Below are 22,690 nucleotides of genomic sequence, written 5' to 3'. Positions count from 1 at the left end.
AATAGTATTTACGTCTTTTTGCAATATATATATGTCATTTTGAATTTAATATTTGTCTTTTTAAGTGAACAGGTGGATAGAGCTTCAAGCACTCATCATAGTCCATAGGGGGAGCTAATTCTTGATATTTTTTGCTGAACCGGATGCTTGCCCCGGAGGTTTACATTCTGTGCTCGCGTGTTAAAATTGGAATAGGGCATCTCTCTTGCCTGAATTGATGTCAGGAGCGTGTTTTTTCGTGATCCATTTCATTCGTTTACGTTAATGTGAGGTACAGATCAAAGTAGGCTCGGCCCATTTTTTTTTGACAACTGCGGCCGGAGTTTATTTTTCTGTGCCTTTTTCATTGCGATCAATCGAATGAAAGGGTGATTTTGCTGTGTCCAACAATGAAAAATTGATAAAAAAAGCACGAAAATTTTCGATACACGAGAAGATGTTTCAATGCCCGATTTGCGGCGGTGCCATGAAGGTAGAACGGATGGCCAGCCTGGAATGCGAGAACGGGCACTGCTATGATATATCCAGACAGGGATACGTAAACCTGTTGAAGCATTCGTCCAAAACCAAATACGATAAGGCCTTGTTTGAGGCTCGAAGAACGATCAGCGGCAGCGGCTTTTTCGGCCCCATGGTAGAAGCGGTAACGACTCGCCTGATCCAGGAACTGAAGTCCCAGGAATCCGTGAAGCCCGTAAGACTGCTTGATGCAGGCTGCGGGGAGGGCTCCCATCTATCCGCCATTTTACGTAAGCTTCGGGAGCAGCGAATGGTGCCGGACGTTCTCGGTGTGGGTATGGATATTGCCAAAGAGGGAGTTGTAACGGCTGCCAAGACATTTCCGGACCCTATGTGGTGCGTGGCCGACCTGTCTCAGAGCCCGTTTGCCGACCAACAGTTTGATTACATTTTGAATATTCTGTCCCCAGCTAATTATTCGGAGTTCAGGCGGCTGCTAATGAGTGACGGAATGTTGGTGAAGGTAATTCCGGGGAGCATGTATTTGCAGGAGCTTCGCGCTTTGCTTTATACAGGTACAGGTAAAGAGACGTATTCCAATGACGGCACGATGGAGCTGTTCATCCGTCACTTTGGACGGATCGAATTCGAAGAGCTTCGGTATCGCGTCATTCTGGATTCCGAGCAGATGAAGCAACTGATTCACATGACGCCGTTATCCTGGGGCATTTCAGATGAGCTTATTGAACGGATACCGGATGGAGAGATGGAGGTAACCGCCGACTTCACACTTCTGTATGGATGGATATGAGGTAAGTATGTTCCCGTCTTAGAGTTGCGTCATATTTTGCTAAAGTGATCCTGTTGGGAGATAATAGGAGTTATCTACTTCAATATGAAAATAAAAGGTGGTTAACGATCCATGACACTTCGATTGAATCCGTATCTCATTATGGATGGGAATGCTAAGGAAGCTATTCAGTTCTATGAAAAAGCGTTGGATGCCCAGGTCGTTATGGTTCAGACCTTCGGCGAAATGCCGGCGAACCCTGATTTTCCGCTGCCGGAGAGCGCGAGGGATCGCGTTTCCCACGCTTTGCTGAAGGTAGGAGAGACGGATCTGATGTTTTCGGATACATTTCCCGGTCAACCGGTTGAATCCAGCAATCAGGTTCAGATCTGCATCATGACCGATGCACCCGAACACGCGAAGCGGTTCTACGAAGCGCTGCTTGAAGGTGGTCAGGTGGTTATGCCGCTGCAAGAGACGTTCTGGAGCCCGGCCTACGGGATCGTTGCGGACAAATACGGCGTATACTGGAATATTTCAACCGAAGTTGAAGCGCAGAAGTAGATTCTACTCCTGCAGTTATAATAAAAGGGCCCTGACGATTTGCCGTCAGGGCCCTTATTCGGTTCAAAAGGCATAATCTACGACTCGAATTGTATAAGCGTATTTTTCGACCGGTCAAGCGTCTGAAAGCGCTTCGGGTCGAAGATGGGCTGTTATAACTAGCTAACTTGATACTTAGTGACTACAGGACTAAGGAAGTGTATATATCCCCCACTTTGAAAAATGGAATCGCGAAAAAAAGGCATGTTTTTCGCGAAGGTGCTAGGGAATGAAGTACGATGTACCATGAAATAATCGAGCTCGGAGCAAGCAGGTTATAGTCTAAAAGTTAGGGGTTCGGAATTCCTATTGGAAGACAACATGCCATTAGGTAAAATATCCCTTATTGACTATCTATAAAAGAGGGGCGAAATTCGATGAGATTGGTGCGAAAATCGGTATTGACCATCTGCAGCCTTTTGCTTGCAGTCTCGGTCCTATTTCCGCAAACAACGGTTCACGCAGCGGATCAGAAATGGATGAATCAAGTATGGAGCGAGTATAAATCCTATAACAAGAAGACGGTAGATGCGTATAACAATTACCAGAAACAAGTAGACAAGAAATATAAGGTGTTTTATGATGCAAGCCATGCGTCCCTGGATCAGCTGGAGAAAAAAGTGCTGGAGGATCAAAAGCAGTGGGACGAGAAGCTTCAAGCAGATCTGGATCAGCTGAAGCTGAAGTATGAAGGGAACCGTGATTTAAAGGATAAGCTGACACAATATGAACGGTTGATCAATCCAAGCTATTTAAACAGTCCGATGTGGAAGTATGCAAAAGCCGCAGACCGGGATTATTTGAACAGCACCCTCTGGAAGCTAAGCAAAGAAATGAACGAGGGTTATTTGAACAGCTTGATGTGGACATACAAGAAGACGATCACCCCGAGCTATTTGAACAGTTCCGCATGGAAATTCAGCAAAATGGTCAGTGAAAGCTATTTAAACAGCCCGATGTGGAAGCTTCGTAACGGATCGAGTACGTCGTATCTGAACAGTCCGATGTGGAAGTACAAACAGGGGAAAATCAGCAAGGCAACAGCTAAGAGCCAATACAGCAAGCTGTTTAAGGAACAGACAACCGCGATCTCCAAGGGCAATGCTGCAAGAAAATCCGAAATAACGAAAATGGCAAGCGTTACGCAGAAGAAGATAGGTGAGCTATACAAGGAAACGGTAATCACACTTGAGACACGCCGCGAGGAGGCATTGAAGAGCATCTCCGACCTCCGGACAGAAATCACCGGGGAAGGCTTGCAGTGGGAAGCGCTGCTCGTGGAGAAACCATAATATATCGTAATATTATCTCTTACAAGAGAGGAGCTGTCCTGCTGGTCTGAACATGACCAGAGGACAGCTTTTGTTTTTGTAAAAATGAAAACAAGAAAATGCAGGATATTCTTTGACTTTGACTGCTTTTTCAAATAATATTATGTCTGTAACCTAACAAAAACTAACATAAATAACACGGGAAATGTACGACAAATTCGCACTTAAGTAGGTAGATAACGATGAAAACGAAAGTGACGATTCAGGAAATTGCCGATTTCACGGGCGTATCTAAATTCGCGGTATCCCGTGCTTTGTCGGGAAAGTCGGGCGTCAGCCCGCAGACCAGGGACATGATTCTGAAGGCAGCGGGGCAACTGGGGTACTTTAAGGATCAGCCGAACCAAGCCGCGGGGAAAAACCAGCAGCTTCAAGATCCGGAGAACAGGAAATGGGCGGGGGCGGTGCTTGTTCTATTCCCGAATGTCCGTTATCAAAATCGGGAATCCCTCTATTGGGGACCGGTGTTTGACGGCATATCTACTCGTCTGAATCAGAAGGGGCTGGACATTCTCACGCTGACGGAGCCATCGAATGACCATATGTTCACTCTGCTAAATCCCCAGGGCATTCTCGGGATTGTGACGGTGGGCTCGGTATCCACCCAAAATTTAATGGATATCAAGAAGCTGAACATTCCCGTGGTCATGGTGGACCACATGGACCCGGCTTTTCAATCGGACACGGTATTCACCGACAATATGCACAGCATGAAACAAATCATGACCAAGCTGATCAGCAGAGGGTATAAAAAGTATCAGTTCATCGGCAATATCGAAGATGCCCAGAGCTTTTACGAGCGCTGGATCGGCTTCTCGTCCGCGCTGGCCGATTACAAAATCGAACATCGTCAGCTGCCATCCCTGATCAGCCCGGAGATTGAGAATATACACGCAGCGTTAGAAAAGGTCCTTGCCGGAAGCGAACTTCCGGAAGTGTTTGTTTGCGCCAACGATATCACCGCCATGTTCGCAATGGAGGCGCTCAGGAAACAGGGCATCGACGTACCGGGCCGCGTACAGGTGACTGGATTTGATAATATGTACGATAACCTGCCGATTATGGCAACCGTCAACATCGATAAGGAACTGCTTGGGATGCGTGCCGTCGATCAATTGCTGTGGCGGATATTGAACCCGGATTCCAATTACGAGCGGCTTTTAATTCAAGCGGACGTCATTGTTAGGGATTTGAATAACGCAACACGCGATACGGATGAAATGTAAGCTGCATTGTCATATTCTCACGTTAGCCCCGATGTCTCCATGACATTGGGGTTTTTTTATATATTCATAACAGAAAAATAACGAATATTATGATCGTATAATGGTCCACTTCGCTGGATTCATTGAAATATATCGTTGATATATAAGGGAATGTATCGAAAAAAGCCGAGTTGTGCAGAAATAATTTGTAATCGCTGTCACTAAAATATTTATGTTATTTTTAATAATTAATTAGGTTTATTGTTATTATTATCATAAAATATATTGACGAGATTACAATCGAAGTGATATATTTTTTGGCAAACAGGGATAACGGATTGGGGGCGAGGATAGCAGCAGGGAAAACTGTGAATCAATCCATTCAATATCATCTTGGGGGTACATGCAGCTTTTAAACAGGGCGTTTAACAAATAGGGGAGGTTTTTAGCGTGAGAAAAATGAAAGGGCTTTCTTTATTGCTTGTCTGTTTATTATTTTTGATTACGGCCTGCAGTGGGGGAGGCGCTAAACAAGCGGAGACACCGCCTGCGACTCCGGCTCCTAGCACGGACAAGGCAGCAGAGACTCCAAAAGAAGAACCCGCTGAACCTGAAGCAGAACCTGTAGATCTAGGCGGCCGCGTGATTAAGGTTGCTTCTTGGTGGGACCTGAAGCCGGCAGGCACAACAGCCGGAGAGAAAGCCCGCTTGGAGAAGATTGCCGAAATCGAGAAGAAATACAATTGCAAAATCGAGTTTGTTAACGTTCCCTTTGAGGAGTACATGAATAAATTTACGACAAGCGTGCTGGCAGGCGAGCCGTTTGCCGATATCGTGCAGCTGGAGTACAAATCGGCACTGCCGGCTATTATGAAAGGGCAGATCCTGCCGATCAGCGAGTTTACGACGGATCAGAACAATATCAATAACGAAGCCGATCTGCAGGCGAAATATCCTGCCATTGGCGGAGGAGAATACGGCTTCGATAATCCGACCTCCATCGGACTTGGACTTCATTACAATCGCGATTTGTTTAAGAAGAACGGCCTCCCGGATCTTCAGGAGCTGTATGCCAAGGGAGAATGGAACTGGGATAAACTCATGGAGATTGCCAAGCAGGCAACCAAGGATACGAATAACGACGGGAAAACCGACGTATGGGGCTTCTCCGGTTGGGCAATTGATGCCGTTAAACATTTCACCGCCGCTAACGGGGGCAAAATCGTTGATGATTCCAATGGCAAAGAAGGTTTGTCCGATCCGAAAACATTGGAAGCTGCCGAATTTGTGAACCGCCTCTACAACGTGGAGAAAGTGGTTAAAGTCAAGAGCGGCAACAAAACGAACTGGGAAGAAACAAACACCTTTAAAGACGGTGATGTAGCCATGTTTACGGCAGCGGAATGGATGCTCGGCGACATTACGTTCGAGGTCGGGGTGGTTCCGATTCCTAGCGGTCCGCAAGGCTCGCCGGAAACAACGTATGCCAATACCGCCGCATCCGCGAAGTTCATTCCAAAGGGCGTGAAAGATCCGGCCATCGTCTATCAAATTTATGAAGAGACGTTCGATATACCGCCAACAGAGGAATATCCGGGCCAGGATTACCTGGAGAGCATCTATACCAATCAGGAAGACATCGACATGATTCGCGAGCATATTGCCGGAACCGGTGTCATCACGGTCGACGAAGCTTACACGGATTACCCTACTGGGGCTTTCATTGAGGATATTATCGTGAACAATCAATCGGTAACCGCTACGGCCGAGAAATATAAACAACAGGCGCAGGCTGCTGTCGATAAAATGGGCAAATAAGATGGACGGGGGCGTTAAAGCTTAAAGCCGCGCCCCCTTCTCCTGAACAGGGGGATGAACATTGACACTTCATGTGCAGCTAAAAAAATGGATGAATCGACTATTGATTCTTTTGGCGGTCATGGCCGCTTTGATTCTGTTTTTTTATAGAGGGGGAAGTGAACCCGGATCCGGCATCAAGGCGGAAGACAGCCGGACAGAGATTTCATTGGAACGTCCCGCATCGCTGGTCAAACTCAGCACGCAGCAGGGAAAAAGCATTTCGTATACCCAGTATTTGTCGGATCATGACGGAAAGAGTCGACCTGATCGTGTAATCACGATTCCTGCGGCGGAATACAGTCGTGCCGACGGCGGGGAATTCCGCAGACTGGAAGCCTATGAGGGTCATCCTGGAACCTCGCTTTTTACGGGGGAGAAGGGGGAGGTGGAATGGAAGGTTCATGTAGAGGAAGAGGGAATGTACAATCTGTCTCTGCTCTATTATCCAGTGGAAGGAAAGAGCTCCTCTATTGAGCGCTCCATCCGCATCGACGGGAAGCTTCCCTTCCAAGAGGCTGGCTATTTGCAATTCGACCGGATCTGGGATAACGCCAAAGACGGCATCGATCAGGATAACCAGGGCAATGACCTGAGACCGAAGCAAATCGAACGTCCGGTCTGGGTCGAGGCAGTGCTGAAGGATGCGGACGGATATATCACGGAGCCGTTTCTTTTTTACTTTGAAAAAGGAGAGCATACCGTGTCTCTTACAGCAGCAAGGGAGCCGATGGTGATCGGGGAGCTGAAGCTTTTCAAGCAGGAGCGCCCGCTGACGTACGCCGAGCTGCATCAACAGTATGAGGCTGAAGGTGCTCGAATAACCGAAGGAACTTTACTTACGATTCAGGGTGAAGACGCAGTCGCCAAATCATCACCGACCTTGTATCCGCTAAGCGAGCGTTCGAGTCCGAGCGTCAGTCCCTACAGCGCCTCAAAGATCCGAATCAATACCATTGGCGGTTTGAACTGGCGGCTGCCCGGGCAGTGGATCGAATGGGAGCTGGATGTACCCGAGAGCGGGCTCTACAAGATTGCATTTAAATCGCAGCAAAATTTTGTGCGGGGCATGTACACGACGAGAAGGCTGACGATTGACGGGAAGGTTCCGTTTGAAGAAATGAACCACGTTCCGTTCCAATTTAAGAACGGATATCGCATGGACGTGCTTGGAGGCGATGAACCCTATCTGTTCCGGTTGGAGCAAGGTAAGCATGTGTTACGCCTCGAGGCGAGTCTTGGTGAATTCGCTCCGCTCATTCAAGAGGTGGAGGACAGTCTGCTGAACCTGAATGCCATGTACCGCAAAATTTTGATGATCACTGGCACGAGTCCGGATGAATTCCGCGATTACCGCGTGGAGCAGCGGATACCGGAGCTGCTGGAAATCTTCCGATTCGAAAGCAACAGACTGAAAGTCATCGCGGCCAGATTGGTTGAACTGTCGGGACAATCCGGCGATCAGGAGGCGCTGCTAAAGACCATGGCGCTTCAGCTGGATGAGATGATCGCGAAGCCGGATACGATTCCGCGCAGGCTGGAGGCTTACAAGACGAATACCGGCGGACTTGGAACATGGCTGCAGCAGGCTAGGGAGCAGCCGCTCGAGATCGATGCCCTCTATGTTGCCTCGGCCGATGTCAAGCTGCCCAAGAGCGGGATGGGTGCCGGTGATAAGGTGAAGCATGAGGTGTCGACGTTCATCAGCTCCTTCTTCATCGATTACAACAATATCGGTAATGTCGCGGATGCGAAGAATCAACGTTCGATCACGGTATGGATCGGCAGCGGTCGCGATCAGGCCAATACCATCAAGGCGATGATTGACGAGACCTTTACGCCGGAGACCGGCATTAACGTCAATCTGAAGCTGGTCAACATGGGGACGCTGCTCCCCGCAACTTTGTCGGGACAGGGACCTGAGGTCGCGATGCAGATCGGTAATGATCTGCCGGTGAACTTTGCCATGCGGAACGCGGCAGCAGACCTGACGCATTTCCATGATTTCGATTCGGTAGCGGACCGATTCAGGGACAGCGCCTTGGTGCCTTACCGATACCTGGACGGCGTGTATGCGCTGCCCGAGACGCAAACCTTCAATATGATGTTCTACCGGAAGGATGTGCTGGAGGAGCTTGGACTTGAAGTTCCGAAGACCTGGGACGATGTAGCCAGCCTGCTTGCCGTATTGAACAAAAATCATATGCAATTCGGTCTTCCCGTTGTGGCGCAGGCACCGGATCAGTGGACTACACTGCCGCCGAATTCCTTGTATGCAGCGCTCCTGATGCAATCCGGCGGGCAATTCTACCGCAACAACAACCAGGAATCGGATCTGGATTCCAAGATAGGGCTGGAAGCCTTTAAACAATGGACGGAATACTACACGGATTACAAGCTCGAGCGGGAGTATGATTTTGCGAACCGGTTCCGTACAGGACAAATGCCGATCGGCATTTCCGACTACACCACCTATAACCAGCTGTCGGTGTTCGCGCCGGAAATTCGTGGCGTATGGGGCTTTGCGCCCGTTCCGGGAACCGTTCAGGCGGACGGCACGATTGATCGCACCGTTCCAAGCGGTGGCAGTGCCGTGCTGATGCTGGATGATGCCAAGGATAAGGACGCGGCCTGGGAGTTCCTGAAATGGTGGACCAGCGATGCAACGCAGACCAGCTTCGGCCGCGAGATGGAAGGCCTGATGGGCGCAGCGGCACGCTATCCGACCGCGAATATTAAGGCGCTTGACAGTCTGCCGTGGCCCGTTGCCGATTATGAGAATTTGAAATCGCAATTTGAATGGGTGCAGGGAATTCCGGAGGTGCCAGGCGGCTATTCGACGGGCAGGCATCTGTTTAATGCCTTCTACCGAGCGGTGATCAGCGGCATCGAGCCGCGGGAGGCCTTGATGGATTCCGTGCAGTATATTCACGACGAAATCCGGACCAAGCAAGAAGAATTCGGCGAGCCGCAGGGATAGGGGGAATCCAAATTGCATAATGTCAGCCTTCAGGATCCTGAGGTTACGATCTCTGCCGCTGTTCACCCGGTGAAGCCGCAATCATGGTGGAAGCGGAAGCTGGCGGAGATCAAGGCCAACAAGCATTCCTATATATTGCTTGCGCCTTATATGATCCTGTTCACGCTGTTTACCGTTTTTCCGGTCGTTATTTCCATGATTCTCAGCTTTACGTACTTCAACATGCTGGAATTTCCGCGGTTTGTCGGTTGGGATAATTACACGCGTTTGTTCCTGGAAGACGATATCTTTCTGGTTGCGCTGAAGAATACCCTTCTCTTCGCCGCCATCACAGGACCCATCAGCTATTTGGCCTGTTTCCTATTTGCGTGGGTCATCAATGAGCTGGGTCCGCGGCTGCGGGCGTTCATGACTCTGATCTTCTATGCGCCTTCGATCTCCGGGAACATTTACTTCATCTGGCTGATGATCTTTTCGGGCGACCGCTACGGCATAGCGAACGGCATGCTGATTAAGCTGGGCATCATCCTGGAGCCAATCCAATGGCTGAAGACCGAAGCGTTGATTATGCCGATCATCATTTTGGTCCAGCTGTGGCTCAGCCTCGGAACCGGCTTCCTGGCTTTCATCGCCGGACTTCAAACCGTTGATAAAACGCTCTACGAAGCCGGTGCCGTGGACGGGGTCCGCAACCGTTGGCAGGAGCTGTGGTACATTACGCTGCCTTCGATGCGGCCGCAGCTCATGTTCGGCGCGGTCATTCAGCTTACGACATCGTTTGCCGTGGCCGACGTATCAATTGCGCTTGCCGGTTTCCCGAGTGTGAATTATGCGGCGGAAACGATCGTAACGCATCTCATCGATTTTGGCACGACTCGTTTCGAGATGGGTTTTGCTTCGGCGATTGCGACCGTGCTGTTCATTCTGATGGTGGGAACTAACCTGATCGTCCAAAAATTGCTGCGCAAGGTAGGTGAGTAGACGCATGAGGGTTACATACGAACTTCCAAAAAAACGGGGCAGCCGCCTGCTGAACGTAAGTCTTAAAGGGCGCAGCAAACGGGTAAACCGCTCCTTCATGGGCACCTTCTCCCTGTTTGCGCTGCTGGCGGTGTTCGGCGCTTTCATGGCGCTGCCCTTGGTGTATGCCATCAACAATGCCTTCAAGCCGCTGGACGAGATTTTCTTGTTCCCGCCCACGTTGTTTGTCCGCAATCCCACGTGGAATAATTTTTTCGATTTGATCAACCTGCTCGGTCAGTCCTGGGTGCCGTTCTCGCGGTATATCTTCAATACGGTATTCATTACCGGCGTTGGCATTGTCGGGCACGTAATCTTTGCCTCCGCTGCGGCATATCCGCTGGCCAAGCACAAGTTTCCGGGCAAGGTTTTTCTGTTCCAAATCGTGGTGTTGTCTCTGATGTTCACGCCGGTCGTGACGGCGACGCCGAACTATATGATCCTGTCGTGGCTGGGACTGATCGACACCTACTGGGCGGTAATTATACCGGCATTCGGTTATTCGCTCGGCCTATACCTGATGAAACAGTTCATGGAGCAGATACCGGATGCCCTGCTTGAAGCGGCCAAGATCGACGGAGCCAGCGAATACCGGATCTTCTGGTCCATCGTGATGCCTAACGTGAAGCCGGCGTGGCTTACCTTGATTATTTTGCTGTTCCAGATCCTATGGGGGACCGATGGCAACGGCTTTATTTACAGCGAGCAGCTCAAGACCCTGCACTATGCGTCCAATCAGATCATTCTGGGCGGTATATCCCGGGCCGGCGCAGGCGCGGCCGTGGCAGTCATCCTGATGAGTGTGCCGATTGTGCTCTTTCTGTTCTCGCAGAGCCGGATTATCGAGACGATGGCCACATCCGGGATGAAGGATTAGGGGGGATCACATGTCAGCGAAAAAATGGTTGCTATCGCTCGCGGCGGCCTCCCTGCTGCTAACCGGCTTGATGCCGGGGAGTGCATCCGCCAGTGCTCCGTATGAGAGCTATATCTACAATTATTGGGAGGAAACGGTTGCCGTGCCTGCAGCCTATCTGCCGGTACGCTCCGTGACGGGGAAAGATCTGGGTATCGGGGAGTTTTTGGAGCCCAGCGATATGCATGTGTCAGAGGCGGGGAACATCTACGTGCTGGACAGCGGCAATAAACGGATTGTATGCCTCGATGAAGCGTGGAATGTCGTTCGCGTCATTGATGCCTTTATGAATGAAGGGAAAGAGGACGGCTTTGCCAATCCTTCCGGCATCTTCATTGACGGGGACGAGAACATCTATGTTGCTGATACCGACCATCAGCGGGTTGTCGTATTAACGGCGGAAGGCGCGCTTGTCCGGATCATTGAGCAGCCGGAATCGGATGTGCTGCCTCAAGGCTTTCAATTCATCCCGCTGAAAGTAACGGTGGATGAAGCCAAGCGGGTATTCGTTGTCGCACGGGGTGTTTATGAAGGCATTATGCAGTTTGAGGAGAACGGTACCTTTCTCGGTTACGTCGGAACGATTAAGGTAAAACGCGATTATGGCGATTATTTCTGGCGACTGGTATCAACGAGTGCCCAAAAAGCCCAGATGAGACTGTTCATCCCGACCGAATTCTCCAATCTGGATATCGACGCCAAAGGATTCGTTTACGCCACAAATATTGATGTCGGGTCCAAGGAGCCGATTAAACGCCTTAATCCGTCAGGTGAGGATGTGCTGAAACGCTTTGGCTACTTTCCGGTTGCCGGGGATATTTATTATCGGAGAACGGTAGGTCCCTCCAAGTTCGTTGATATTAAAGTGCTTGGCGACGGGATTTACAGCGCGCTCGACTCTACTCAGGGACGCGTATTCACCTATGATGAGTCCGGAAACCTGCTGTATGTCTACGGCGGCATCGGGAATCAGCTGGGCGTGTTTAAGACGCCGGCGGCGATTGAACAGCTTGGAGACCGTCAGCTTGTGCTGGACCGGGGAAATGCAAGCATTGTCGTGTTCGAGCCAACCGAGTTCGGGAAACAGGTTAACCTTGCCGTACGCCACCATTATCGCGGGGAAGACGCGGAGGCGGAAAGGTACTGGGAACGCGTGCTTCAGCTCAATGCCAACTATGACATCGCTTATATCGGTATAGGGAAAGCGAAGCTCATGAAGGGGGAGAACAAGGAAGCCCTTCGATATTTTGAGTTAGGCATGGACCGCAAAAATTATTCCGTTGCTTATAAACGCTACCGCAGAGAGGTCATGAAGGAGCATTTCGGCACCATTTTATCGGTTGGGACCAGCGTTGTGCTGCTCTATACGGTCTATAGAACGGTGAGATACCGAAAGCAGAGGAGGGAAGGGAAGCATGAAACAGGATTATCTTAAATTCCCCCTTCATTTGATTGTTCACCCCTTCGACGGATATTGGGATCTAAAGTACGAGAATAGAGGTCGTCTCGGGGTTGCTTATGTCGTATTGGTGCTTGTGGTCATGGCCATGATTTTGCAGCGGCAATACGCGGGATTTCTGGTCAATTACAATGATCCGCGGACGCTGAGCAGCATCGACGAACTGATCTTTATCGTGCTCCCGTTCTTTCTGTGGTGCGTCTCCAACTGGTCGGTCACCACGCTCATGGGCGGGGAAGGGAAGTTTAAAGAAATCGTGATGGCCAGTGCGTATGCCCTGATTCCGATGGTGCTGATTTATCCGCCCATGACGCTGGCGAGCCGGTTTATGGTGCAGGAAGAGACCGTGTTCTACTATCTGCTTACGACGGTTGCGGCGATTTGGTTTATCGGGCTGCTCTTTGTCGGCACGATGACGGTTCATCAGTACTCGGCCGGCAAAACGGTCGTCACGATGTTTCTGACCCTGATCGTAATGGGCATCATCGTATTTCTGGGCACGCTCGTGCTGAGCATGATGCAGCAGATTTACACGTTCGTTGTCAACGTTTACCGAGAGATCCTATTCAGGCAATAGAGGAGGCCGCATCCGTGGAAAAAAGAAAATGGCTGTACACGGTGCTTGCATGTACCGTTATAACGTGCATGGCTGCGGGCTTTCTGATCTACGTGAATCGGGGAGCACCGGCAGTTGACGTGGCGGCTTACCGAATCGCGGCAGCTGAGTCGACGCCGGGCGGTGAGCTGACCCTTCTGAACGATTCGACAGACGGCGTAGCCGGTATGGATCTGGTAGCGGAGACGGCGGCGCTTGCTCTGTATTATCATCCGGAAACGACCGAGGTGGCGGTACGGGATAAACGGAGCGATACGATATGGTACAGCAATCCGTCAGACCGCATGGAGGATGGAATTGCCTCGCCGTTTGAGAAGGAAGTGCTGTCTTCGCAATTGACGCTGACGTTCCGGGATGCGATCGGCACGCTTGAGACCTATCCGAACTATACGTGGAGTGTGATGAACGGGAACTACACGGTGGAAAGCTTGGACAACGGAATTCGCGTCACGTATACGCTTGGAGATGTGTCGCTCGGAATCGACGCCTTGCCGAAATACATCTCACAGGACCGATTGCAGGAGAAGGTGATCAGCAAGCTGGATGAGTCGCTGGCGAGATATGTGCAGGCCCGGTATTACCCCATGAAGGATAATCCGGCGATGCTGGAGCGATTGGATGACCAGATCAAGAAAGAGCTGGTGCTGAAAAAAATGCTGGGGGCGTTCGAGCAGGCCGGCTACACCGCGGAGGATCTTGCCTTTGATAACGAAGCGGGCGGAGGAGCCGCCGCAAGTGCCTCTTCGAAACCGCAGTTCAAGATTCCGCTCGAATACCGGCTGGAGGAGGATTCGCTGGTCGTTTCAATTCCGCTTGACCAGGTAACGGAAAGCGAGAGCCACCGTCTGCGCAGCGTGGAGCTGCTTCGTTATTTCGGCGCGGCCGGCTCGCAGGAACAGGGATATATGCTGGTCCCGGACGGCAGCGGCAGTCTCATTAAGCTGAATAACGGCAAAGTGAAGGAAGAGCAGTACGTGCAGCGGATATACGGCACCGATCCGAATAATAACAGCGGCAGCCGCGGGCAGGTGGCGGAGCAGGCGCGGATGCCCGTGTTCGGTATGAAGAGCGGTGATCGCGGCTGGTTTGCCGTGATTGAAGAAGGCGACGCCATCGCGAGCGTGTCCGCTGACATCGCAGGGAAGCAGAACTCGTACAATCATGCATTCAGCAGCTTTGCCGTGCGCGGCGAGGATATGCTGGAGCTTTACACCGGCAGTACGGTGCAGGAGATTCAGCTGCTGAATGACAAGCTCTACAGCGGCAATCTGGCGGTTAGATACAGCTTCCTGTCGGGTGATGAGGCCAGCTACTCGGGCATGGCGCGCTTGTATCAGCAAACGCTCGTGGAGGATAACCAGCTGACTCCACTGGAAGAAGACGAGGGGATCCCGTTCTATCTGGATATGCTGGGCAGCGTGGATAAACGGAGATCTTTTCTGGGCGTACCTTATGATGCCGTCGTCTCGATGACCACCTTCGAGCAGGCAGGGGAGATCGCCGCTCTTCTGAATGGCGAGGGCATCGCCAATCTCCGAATGCGTTACCTCGGCTGGTTCGGCAAAGGCGTCCATCACAAAACCCCGGTGAAGGTAAAGGCTGATCGCGTGGTAGGAAGCACAGCGGAGCTGAAGGCCCTATCCCAGCAATTGAAGGATGCCGGCGGCGGATTGTATCCGGATGTTGCCTTTCAGCACGTCTACCATGACGATGGGGCGTTCACGCCGTCATCCGATGCATCCCGTTTCGTGACCAGGGAAACGGCAGCGCTGCATCCGTATGACCGGAACATGAACCGGATGGATTCTTATTACGGTACGTACAATCTCATGTCGCCGGCGAAGCTTCCCTATTACGTGGACCGATTCGCGGGGCAATATGAACGTTTTGGCATCGGGGCTGTGTCATTGCGGGACCTGGGCGATGTTCTGAGCTCGGATTACCGGGTGCAGCGGGTGGTGTTCCGTGAAACCGCGAAGCTTATCGTGACCGATCAGCTGCAGATGCTGCATGAGGTCTATCCGGATACGATGATTTCCGGCGCCAATGCATACAGCTGGGCTTATGCCAGCCACGTGATCGATGCACCGACGTCGAGCAGCGGATTCGGGCTGACGGATGAGGAAGTCCCCTTTTATCAAATGGTCATTCACGGATACCTGGATTATGCGGGGGCAGCAGTCAATAACCTGAATGAGCAAAATTTACGCAAGCAGCTTCTGCAGTCACTGGAATCCGGATCAGCTCCGCACTTCCTGTGGTCATATGAACAAAGCTCGAAGCTGAAGTACACGCGTTTTGATGACATGTACTCCACCCATTACAAGGATTGGTTCGAAGAAGCGGTTTCCTTGTACAAGGAGCTGAATGAGGTGCTGGCGCCGCTCCGGACGCAGCGGATGGTGGAGCATAAGCGGCATGAAAGCGGCGTGGTCGAAGTGAGGTACGAGAACGGCACGTCGATTCTGATCAATTATACCGATCAAGCCGTCGATGTTAACGGGGTCCTTGTGGAGCCGCAAAATTATGCTGTAGGGGGTGGCCGGGCATGAAAATGAGATTGTCCCTGACTCAGAAAAGATCCATGCTCGGTCTCCTTTTCATCGCACCATGGCTGATCGGTTTCATCTTTTTGTTTGCCGGACCTTTGCTCCAGTCCATCCTGTTCAGCTTCAGTAAATTGAACATTTCCCCCACAGGCTATGAACTGGAGTCGGTTGGATGGAGCAATTTCAACACGGCGCTGTTCGTGGACGCGAATTTCAACCGGATCTTGACGGAATCGATACTGGGCATGGTGGTGGACGTTCCGCTGATCTTGTTCTTCAGTTTGTTCTCCGCCATTCTGCTGAATCAGAAATTCAGGGGGAGAGCCCTAGCAAGGGCGATATTCTTCCTGCCGGTCATCCTGGCGTCAGGCGCAATTTCCGCAGCGGAAACTTCCGGTCTGATTAATCTGGTCGGAAATGCTACGGTGGCGGAGGAGCTCGGGCAAGCTTCCGGGCAATTCAATGTGCTGTCGATGGTGCGCATTTTATCCGAGGCCGGATTTCCCCTTACCGTAACCGAGTATATTATCGGGGCGGTCATGAGGATCTACGATATTATCAGCAGCTCGGGTGTTCAGATTCTGATCTTTCTTGCCGCCTTGCAGGCCGTCCCGGGTTCAATGTACGAGGTCGCGAAGATCGAAGGGGCTACCGCTTATGAATCGTTCTGGAAAATTACCTTTCCGATGGTCAGTCCGCTCATCCTGACAAACATGATTTATACCATCATCGATTCGTTCGCGGACAGCACCGTGACCCGGACGATATACGAGACGGCTTTCAAAACGCAGAATTTCGGGCTCAGTGCCGCGATGGCTTGGCTGTATACCATCGTTATCAGCTTGCTGCTGATTATTATGGGGATCATCGTCTCAAGGAAAACCTTTTATCAAAACTAATGGCTAAGAGATTCCTGACGGTACAGGAAAAAAGGAGGTCCGTATGGCATCGATTCGGGATCGCTCGGACGAAACGGCTCAGGAACGAATGAACCGGTTCAAGAACAAGGCGCTGCCTATTCTGTGGGCGGTGTTCCGCTACCTGCTGATCATCGGCATTACATTCATCATCATCTATCCGATCATCTCCAAGTTCTCTGTGGCCTTTAAAGACAAACAGGATATTTATAATCCAACGATTTATATGATTCCGGTGCATTTCACATTGGATAACTTCAAGCTCGTGCTCGACCTGCTGGATTATTGGCCGCTGCTGCTGAACACGATGATTTACGTATTCATCACGATGCTGCTGACCACGATGTCGACCGCGCTTGCCGGATATGGCTTTGCCCGGTTCACCTTTCCAGGAAGCAACCTGCTGTTCGGCCTGGTCGTGCTGACGATCCTGATTCCGATGAGCACGCTGATGGTACCGATGTATTTGCATTTTCGCAGCTTTGATATTCTGGGGCTGGTTCATTTGTTTACCGGAAAAGAAGGTGTTAACCTGCTGAACAGCTACTGGCCCTCGATTATTACTTCGGCTACGGCCACCGGGCTTAAAGCCGGACTGTTCATTTATATCTTCCGTCAATTTTTCCGGGGGCTCCCGAAGGAGATTGAGGAAGCTGCGCTGATTGACGGTGCAGGCGGGATTAAGACATTTTTTGCGATCATGCTTCCCAATGCGATTCCGCCGCTTATTACGGTGACCCTGTTCTCGTTCGTCTGGCAGTATAATGACACCTTCTATACTTCGCTCTTTATGAGCGAGCAGTCGCTGATGCCGCTGAAGATCGCTTCCCTGCCCGCGGACGCGAACCAGTTTCTCCCGGCGCTGATGGGACTTGGTTCATCGGCCAAAGCCGATCCGAACTACGTGGCACTCGTGGTAGATACGGGGATATTGCTGGCCATTCTACCTCTTATTGGACTGTATTTGTTCGTGCAGCGCCACTTTGTGGAGAGCGTGGAGCGTACCGGAGTTGTCGGGTAAAAGCTGCTGCAGGACAGGTGCATCGCCGAAGGATCGATATCATCTCGCAGGATAGAATGCCGTGTCGGAGGATAAGTCTTGTGCTTTGTTGCGGGCGGCAACCTTCACCTAATAAGAACTTACAGGACAGGAGTGAATCGCATGACAAAAGCAAGCAGCACCCGCTTTGAGGTCCAGCCGGACCTGATCAACCCGGCCGCTTCCGATCAAGCCAAACGGCTAATGGAGTATTTGTGCAGCATCTATGGCAAACGGATGCTGACAGGGCAGCAGATTGGCGTTGTATCCACGCCGGAGTTCGACATGATCCACGAGGTCACGGGGAAATACCCTGCCGTCGGCGGATTCGATTTCATGAATTACTCGCCTTCACGGGTGGAGCGCGGAGCCGAGTGTCAGGACACGGATCTGGCGATGAAGTGGTGGAATCGCGGCGGGATCGTGACCTTCTGCTGGCACTGGAACGCCCCGAAGGATTTGGTGGATTTGCCGCCGGATCGGACCTGGGGCAGAGGCTTTTACACCAATGCGACAACCTTTGATATCGCACAGGCGATGGCGGAGCCTTCATCTGAAGAGTACGGCCTTATCATCCGGGATATCGATGCTATCGCTGCCGAGCTCAAGCGTCTGCAGGATGCCGGCATTCCGGTGCTGTGGAGACCACTGCACGAGGCTTCGGGAGGCTGGTTCTGGTGGGGGGCCAAAGGCCCCGAGCCTTGCATCGCGCTCTGGAAGCTGATGTACGAACGCATGACGCATCACCACGAATTGAACAACCTCATCTGGGTATGGAACGGGCAGCACAAAGATTGGTATCCGGGCGATTCCTACGTCGATATCATCGGAGAGGACATTTACCCGCCTGCCCGGGATTACGGTTCGCAATCTGAGCGGTTCCGCACGGCTTTATCGTATACGGATACGGCAAAAATCATTGCGCTGACCGAGAACGGCGTCATTCCCGACCCCGATCTCATGCTGGAGGACGGATGCCCGTGGGCATGGAATTGCACGTGGTATGGAAACTTCGTGTTCACAGAAGAAGGAAATAAACGGAGGTATTCAGAAGAGTATACGGACGAGCAGCAGCTGATCCGAACCTATCATCATCCGTTTACGGTCACGCTGGATGAGCTTCCGGATCTGAAAGGCTGAGCGGCCTTGCATCTGACAGGGATGCAGGCATAAGACGCAAGTAACGACTGTAGAGCTAGAGTGGAGAACAAGCTGATGCGCGGAGAAGCCATATCTGTATGGAATATGACCCGATCCGCATCAAATAAATATATAGAGATGGAGAGACTACATCATGAATCATAACGTTATGACCTTAAACCAATGGAAATTCAAAGCGTGCGACGAATCCGAGTGGCTTCCGGCACAGGTGCCGGGCTGCGTACACACGGACCTGCTGAAAAATGGCAAAATCCCGGATCCCTTCTACGGAACGAATGAGCATGACCTACAGTGGATCGACAAGAAGGATTGGGAGTATGAGACGACATTTGACCTGGATCCGAATTTGAGCGCCCAATCCCGCATTGAACTCGTGTTTGACGGCCTGGATACCTACGCGGACGTATTCATCAACGGGACGAATGTGCTTTCCGCGGATAATATGTTCCGTTCATGGCGGATCGATGTGAAATCGCAGCTAAAGACTTCCGGCAACGTGATTAACATTCGCTTCCGTTCCCCTATCCAGGAGGATCTGCCGAAGCTTGCAAAGCTCGGATATCCGCTGCCGGCTACGAATGACCAGTCTGAGCTTGGAGGCCTGGGCGATCAGAAACTGAGCATATTTTCCCGTAAAGCGCCTTATCATTATGGCTGGGATTGGGGACCGCGGTTTGTGACCAGCGGAATCTGGCGGGAAGCCCGGATTGAGGCTTGGTCCGAGGTGCGAATCGATGACTTGTTCATCCGTCAGGATGAGATTACGGCTGACATGGCTAGAGTTACCGCGGTAGCTGCAATCGAAGCGGGGCAACCATGGCAAGGGGTGCTGCGCGTAACCGCAGGCAGTCAGGTATGGGAACAGCAGGTACAGCTTGAAGAAGGCCGTCACTCGGTTGAATTAAATCTTGCGATTGCGGAGCCGAAGCTGTGGTGGTGCCGCGGCCTGGGCGAGGCTCATCTGTATTCGTTCCATGCCGAGCTGGTGGAAGCGGAACGGATCGTTGCAGGAAAAGAGGTTAGAACCGGCCTTCGCACCGTCAAGCTGGTACGGGAACGGGATAGCCGCGGCACTTCTTTTTACATCGAGCTTAACGGCACGCCTGTGTTTGCCAAGGGGGCAAACCATATCCCGAATGACAGCTTCATAACGGAAGTGACGGCAGAGCGCTACCGTCATGAAATCGCATCCGCAGCGGAGTCCAACATGAACATGCTGCGCGTATGGGGCGGCGGTATTTATGAAGAGGACGTATTCTACGATCTGTGTGATGAATATGGAATCATGGTATGGCAGGACTTCATGTTCGCTTGCAGCATGTATCCAGGCGATGAGGCGTTTCTGGAGAACGTGCGGCTGGAAGCGGAGGAGAACCTGGTCCGTCTGCGGAATCATCCGAGCATCGTGCTCTGGTGCGGCAACAACGAGATTGATTCTGCATGGGCGCATTATGAAGAGAAGGGCGGCTGGGGCTGGAAGCAGGACTATACCGAGGAACTCCGCGAGAAGATCTGGAGCGACTACGAAAAGGTATTCCACGAAATTCTGCCTGAGGCTGTAACCGGTTATGCACCGGGAGCGGAGTATTGGCCTTCATCCCCGCTGGTATCGCTCAGCCATGACAAGGAGCAGCACGCCAATCCGTCCACAACGAGCGGAGATATTCATTACTGGGGCGTATGGCATAATACGGAGCCGTTTGATAACTACAATGTTTATGTCGGCCGGTTCATGAGTGAATACGGATTCCAGTCCTTCCCGGAACCGAAGACGGTCCGTACCTACGCCGAAGACGGTGATATGGAGCTGGAGTCAACGGTTATGCTGGCGCACCAGAAGAACGGTGCCGGCAATCGCTTGATCAAGACTTATATGGATCAATATTATAACGAGCCGAAGGATTTTGAAGCTTTCCTGCATATGAGCCAGATTCAGCAGGCCGAAGCAATGAAGATGGCGATTGAAGCCCATCGCCGCAACAAACCGTACTGCATGGGTACATTGTACTGGCAGATGAATGACTGCTGGCCAGTCGCTTCGTGGGCGGGCATGGATTATCTCGGCAGATGGAAGGCGCTGCAATATGTGGCCAAGCGCAGTTTCCGGGATGTGAGTCTGTCGATCGAGTCCAAGGACTCCGACATTCTGGTCCATCTTGTATCTGACATTTCAGAAGAGGTCCAAGGGACTCTTAAGGTTCAGTTATTCGATTTTAACGGCAAAGAGCTCTATGTATCGGAGCAATCGATCCGTGCGGAAGAGCAAGCGTCGCTCGTTGTGTTCCGAGCTGTGAACGAGGAACTGCTTCGTGGACATGATCCAGCCGAGGTCGTGCTGTTGGCGCAATTGCTTAAGGACGGAGACGAGGTGGACAGCAAAACATTCTATTTCGTGAATGACAAACAACTTCGTCTGCATAGCCCGACCATCCACGTGAAAGAGGTCGAGGGAAGCAACGGCACCACGTTTGTGCTGGAGAGCAACGTGCTTGCCCGCCACGTATGGCTGTCGTCGGAAGCGGAAGGCTTCTATAGCGATAACTTCTTCGACTTGATACCGGGCATTCCGATGACGGTTTCCTTCAGCTGCCGAAACAACGGAGAGCAGGCATTCGTACCTGGCAAGCCAGGTCAGGTCGAGGTTCGGTCCATGGCTGATTGCATTGACCCGGCGATGGTGCTGGCGATATAAAAAAGAGACCATAATAGATCCGCTAAAAAGAGCCGTCCCTTCAAACGATTCTGGTGAAGGGGCGGCTTGTTTGTCTTTAGTGGACCCATGAATTTGATGCTAACCATTTCTTTGTTGGCTTAATCATAAGCGGGTGATCACGGGGGTCGACACCTTGATCTGGATACCGTTATGTGATAAAGGGTCCATGGGTTGTGATACAGGTCGGATGTCAGCAAACGAAAAGAAATCCGGCACGCTGCTATCAGTTATTCTAGGTTGGTACACATCCTGTTGGACATGCTCATACCCCATAAGCAAAGATCGGGAAGGAGGCTGAACATGAAAAAACAAGTTTTGTTCATCCATAGTGCAGGCCCGCAAGGTATTCACCAAGGCAGCAGCGGCTTGATCGCCCATCTACAAGAACAGCTCGGTGAAGCTTATCATGTTATACCCCCAGGCATGCCCGAGAATCTGGATTGTGCTCTGTGGAAAGCGCAGATAGCTAGTGAAATCGAGGAACTGGATGAGGAGCTTTTCCTCATAGGCCATTCCCTAGGCGGCTCGGTGCTACTGAAATATCTCTCGGAAGAAGGCTGCAAGCGAACCATCTCTGGACTGTTCTTGGTCGCAGCCCCCTATTGGGGCAAGGACGAGAATTGGCAGCATGAAGAGTACACGTTATCCAAGTCATTTGCAGCCAAGCTACCGCACATATCAAAGTTAATTCTATATCACAGCCGTCACGATCCAGTAGTACCTTTCGCGCACGCCCAGCACTACGCGAAGCAGCTGCCCCAAGCCGTCACCCGGGCATACGAGGGTGACGATCATTACTTCCGCGAGGGCTTGCCCGAGCTTGTGGACGATATCAAGCGTAGATAAAAAAGGGACGAGATTAGCTGCCGCGTGGCGAATCATTCGTCCATGGTTTATGTGAAGCGCATCGAAGCATGAGCCAAAATTGTTATCCTAAAAGGTACTGCTCCAGCGGAGAAGGCGGAATGATTCTGGAGAAGCGATAGCGGTCTCCCGAAAGCTTTCTGAAAGAAAGCTGCATCGTAAGCGTAAACCGCCCCCGGATTTCTACACTGGCCCATTCATTCATGGAAAT

At 51.4% G+C, this 22,690-nt stretch carries 16 protein-coding genes; all 16 read left to right on the top strand.

Translation table 11 applies throughout. The features are described 5' to 3' along the window. Positions 1 to 379 precede the first annotated feature (379 nt). The 16 genes from ACPV3A_RS22785 (at position 380) to ACPV3A_RS22710 (ending at position 22,461) form a co-directional block, all read left to right on the top strand. Positions 380 to 1,270, top strand: coding sequence for a putative RNA methyltransferase (locus ACPV3A_RS22785; protein ID WP_426201353.1), 891 nt, complete (start codon positions 380 to 382; stop codon positions 1,268 to 1,270). Between the two features lie 111 nt (positions 1,271 to 1,381). Next, complete coding sequence (locus ACPV3A_RS22780) at positions 1,382 to 1,813, top strand: VOC family protein (RefSeq protein WP_220686315.1); 432 nt, start codon at positions 1,382 to 1,384, stop codon at positions 1,811 to 1,813. A gap of 416 nt (positions 1,814 to 2,229) precedes the next feature. Continuing rightward, positions 2,230 to 3,144, top strand: a complete 915-nt coding sequence (locus ACPV3A_RS22775) for a hypothetical protein (RefSeq protein ID WP_194541267.1) — start codon at positions 2,230 to 2,232, stop codon at positions 3,142 to 3,144. Positions 3,145 to 3,365: 221 nt separating this feature from the next. Further along, the gene (locus tag ACPV3A_RS22770; RefSeq protein ID WP_194541268.1) at positions 3,366 to 4,409 is read left to right on the top strand and encodes a LacI family DNA-binding transcriptional regulator; all 1,044 of its coding nucleotides are present in this window, start codon (positions 3,366 to 3,368) and stop codon (positions 4,407 to 4,409) included. Between the two features lie 429 nt (positions 4,410 to 4,838). Next, entirely contained in the window at positions 4,839 to 6,206 is a 1,368-nt protein-coding gene (locus ACPV3A_RS22765) for an ABC transporter substrate-binding protein (RefSeq protein WP_194541269.1), read from the top strand. Positions 6,207 to 6,267: 61 nt separating this feature from the next. Then, positions 6,268 to 9,225 (top strand): extracellular solute-binding protein, encoded by a 2,958-nt coding sequence (locus tag ACPV3A_RS22760; protein WP_426201350.1) that lies wholly within the window; start codon positions 6,268 to 6,270, stop codon positions 9,223 to 9,225. A 12-nt stretch (positions 9,226 to 9,237) separates the two neighbouring features. Continuing rightward, the gene (locus ACPV3A_RS22755) at positions 9,238 to 10,206 is read left to right on the top strand and encodes a carbohydrate ABC transporter permease (protein ID WP_426201348.1); all 969 of its coding nucleotides are present in this window, start codon (positions 9,238 to 9,240) and stop codon (positions 10,204 to 10,206) included. A gap of 4 nt (positions 10,207 to 10,210) precedes the next feature. Further along, positions 10,211 to 11,122, top strand: a complete 912-nt coding sequence (locus tag ACPV3A_RS22750) for a carbohydrate ABC transporter permease (RefSeq protein WP_426201346.1) — start codon at positions 10,211 to 10,213, stop codon at positions 11,120 to 11,122. A 10-nt stretch (positions 11,123 to 11,132) separates the two neighbouring features. Beyond that, positions 11,133 to 12,596, top strand: coding sequence for a gluconolactonase (locus ACPV3A_RS22745; protein WP_426201344.1), 1,464 nt, complete (start codon positions 11,133 to 11,135; stop codon positions 12,594 to 12,596). Next, entirely contained in the window at positions 12,577 to 13,197 is a 621-nt protein-coding gene (locus tag ACPV3A_RS22740) for a Yip1 family protein (protein ID WP_339222233.1), read from the top strand. Before ACPV3A_RS22745 ends, ACPV3A_RS22740 begins: the two co-directional genes overlap by 20 nt. A 14-nt stretch (positions 13,198 to 13,211) precedes the next feature. After that, positions 13,212 to 15,788 carry a DUF5696 domain-containing protein gene (locus tag ACPV3A_RS22735; RefSeq protein WP_426201342.1) on the top strand — a complete coding sequence of 859 codons (2,577 nt, stop codon included), beginning with the start codon at positions 13,212 to 13,214 and terminating at the stop codon, positions 15,786 to 15,788. Further along, a complete protein-coding gene (locus ACPV3A_RS22730; RefSeq protein ID WP_119849684.1) occupies positions 15,785 to 16,684 on the top strand; it encodes a carbohydrate ABC transporter permease in 900 nt (299 codons plus the stop codon). The genes ACPV3A_RS22735 and ACPV3A_RS22730 overlap by 4 nt, the downstream gene beginning before the upstream one ends. Before the next feature lie 43 nt (positions 16,685 to 16,727). Continuing rightward, the gene (locus ACPV3A_RS22725; protein WP_220686308.1) at positions 16,728 to 17,723 is read left to right on the top strand and encodes a carbohydrate ABC transporter permease; all 996 of its coding nucleotides are present in this window, start codon (positions 16,728 to 16,730) and stop codon (positions 17,721 to 17,723) included. Positions 17,724 to 17,864: 141 nt separating this feature from the next. After that, entirely contained in the window at positions 17,865 to 18,881 is a 1,017-nt protein-coding gene (locus tag ACPV3A_RS22720; protein ID WP_194541277.1) for a glycosyl hydrolase, read from the top strand. Between the two features lie 154 nt (positions 18,882 to 19,035). Next, complete coding sequence (locus ACPV3A_RS22715; protein WP_426201339.1) at positions 19,036 to 21,594, top strand: beta-mannosidase; 2,559 nt, start codon at positions 19,036 to 19,038, stop codon at positions 21,592 to 21,594. Positions 21,595 to 21,915: 321 nt separating this feature from the next. Beyond that, the gene (locus tag ACPV3A_RS22710; RefSeq protein WP_426201337.1) at positions 21,916 to 22,461 is read left to right on the top strand and encodes an RBBP9/YdeN family alpha/beta hydrolase; all 546 of its coding nucleotides are present in this window, start codon (positions 21,916 to 21,918) and stop codon (positions 22,459 to 22,461) included. Positions 22,462 to 22,690: the final 229 nt, after the last annotated feature.

This window comes from Paenibacillus sp. Dod16 (assembly GCF_049893405.1).
In the GTDB taxonomy this organism is placed as follows: domain Bacteria; phylum Bacillota; class Bacilli; order Paenibacillales; family Paenibacillaceae; genus Paenibacillus_AQ.
Note: the sequence above shows the minus strand (reverse complement) of the source record. Positions and strands in the feature narration are given on the sequence as shown.

Excerpts from the sequence above, each read along its gene's own strand:
- ACPV3A_RS22780 (WP_220686315.1), top strand. The coding sequence starts at position 1,382 with ATGACACTTCGATTGAATCCGTATCTCATTATGGATGGGAATGCTAAG.
- ACPV3A_RS22775 (WP_194541267.1), top strand. The coding sequence starts at position 2,230 with ATGAGATTGGTGCGAAAATCGGTATTGACCATCTGCAGCCTTTTGCTT.
- ACPV3A_RS22770 (WP_194541268.1), top strand. The coding sequence starts at position 3,366 with ATGAAAACGAAAGTGACGATTCAGGAAATTGCCGATTTCACGGGCGTA.
- ACPV3A_RS22750 (WP_426201346.1), top strand. The coding sequence starts at position 10,211 with ATGAGGGTTACATACGAACTTCCAAAAAAACGGGGCAGCCGCCTGCTG.
- ACPV3A_RS22745 (WP_426201344.1), top strand. The coding sequence starts at position 11,133 with ATGTCAGCGAAAAAATGGTTGCTATCGCTCGCGGCGGCCTCCCTGCTG.
- ACPV3A_RS22740 (WP_339222233.1), top strand. The coding sequence starts at position 12,577 with ATGAAACAGGATTATCTTAAATTCCCCCTTCATTTGATTGTTCACCCC.
- ACPV3A_RS22730 (WP_119849684.1), top strand. The coding sequence starts at position 15,785 with ATGAAAATGAGATTGTCCCTGACTCAGAAAAGATCCATGCTCGGTCTC.
- ACPV3A_RS22725 (WP_220686308.1), top strand. The coding sequence starts at position 16,728 with ATGGCATCGATTCGGGATCGCTCGGACGAAACGGCTCAGGAACGAATG.
- ACPV3A_RS22720 (WP_194541277.1), top strand. The coding sequence starts at position 17,865 with ATGACAAAAGCAAGCAGCACCCGCTTTGAGGTCCAGCCGGACCTGATC.
- ACPV3A_RS22715 (WP_426201339.1), top strand. The coding sequence starts at position 19,036 with ATGAATCATAACGTTATGACCTTAAACCAATGGAAATTCAAAGCGTGC.
- ACPV3A_RS22710 (WP_426201337.1), top strand. The coding sequence starts at position 21,916 with ATGAAAAAACAAGTTTTGTTCATCCATAGTGCAGGCCCGCAAGGTATT.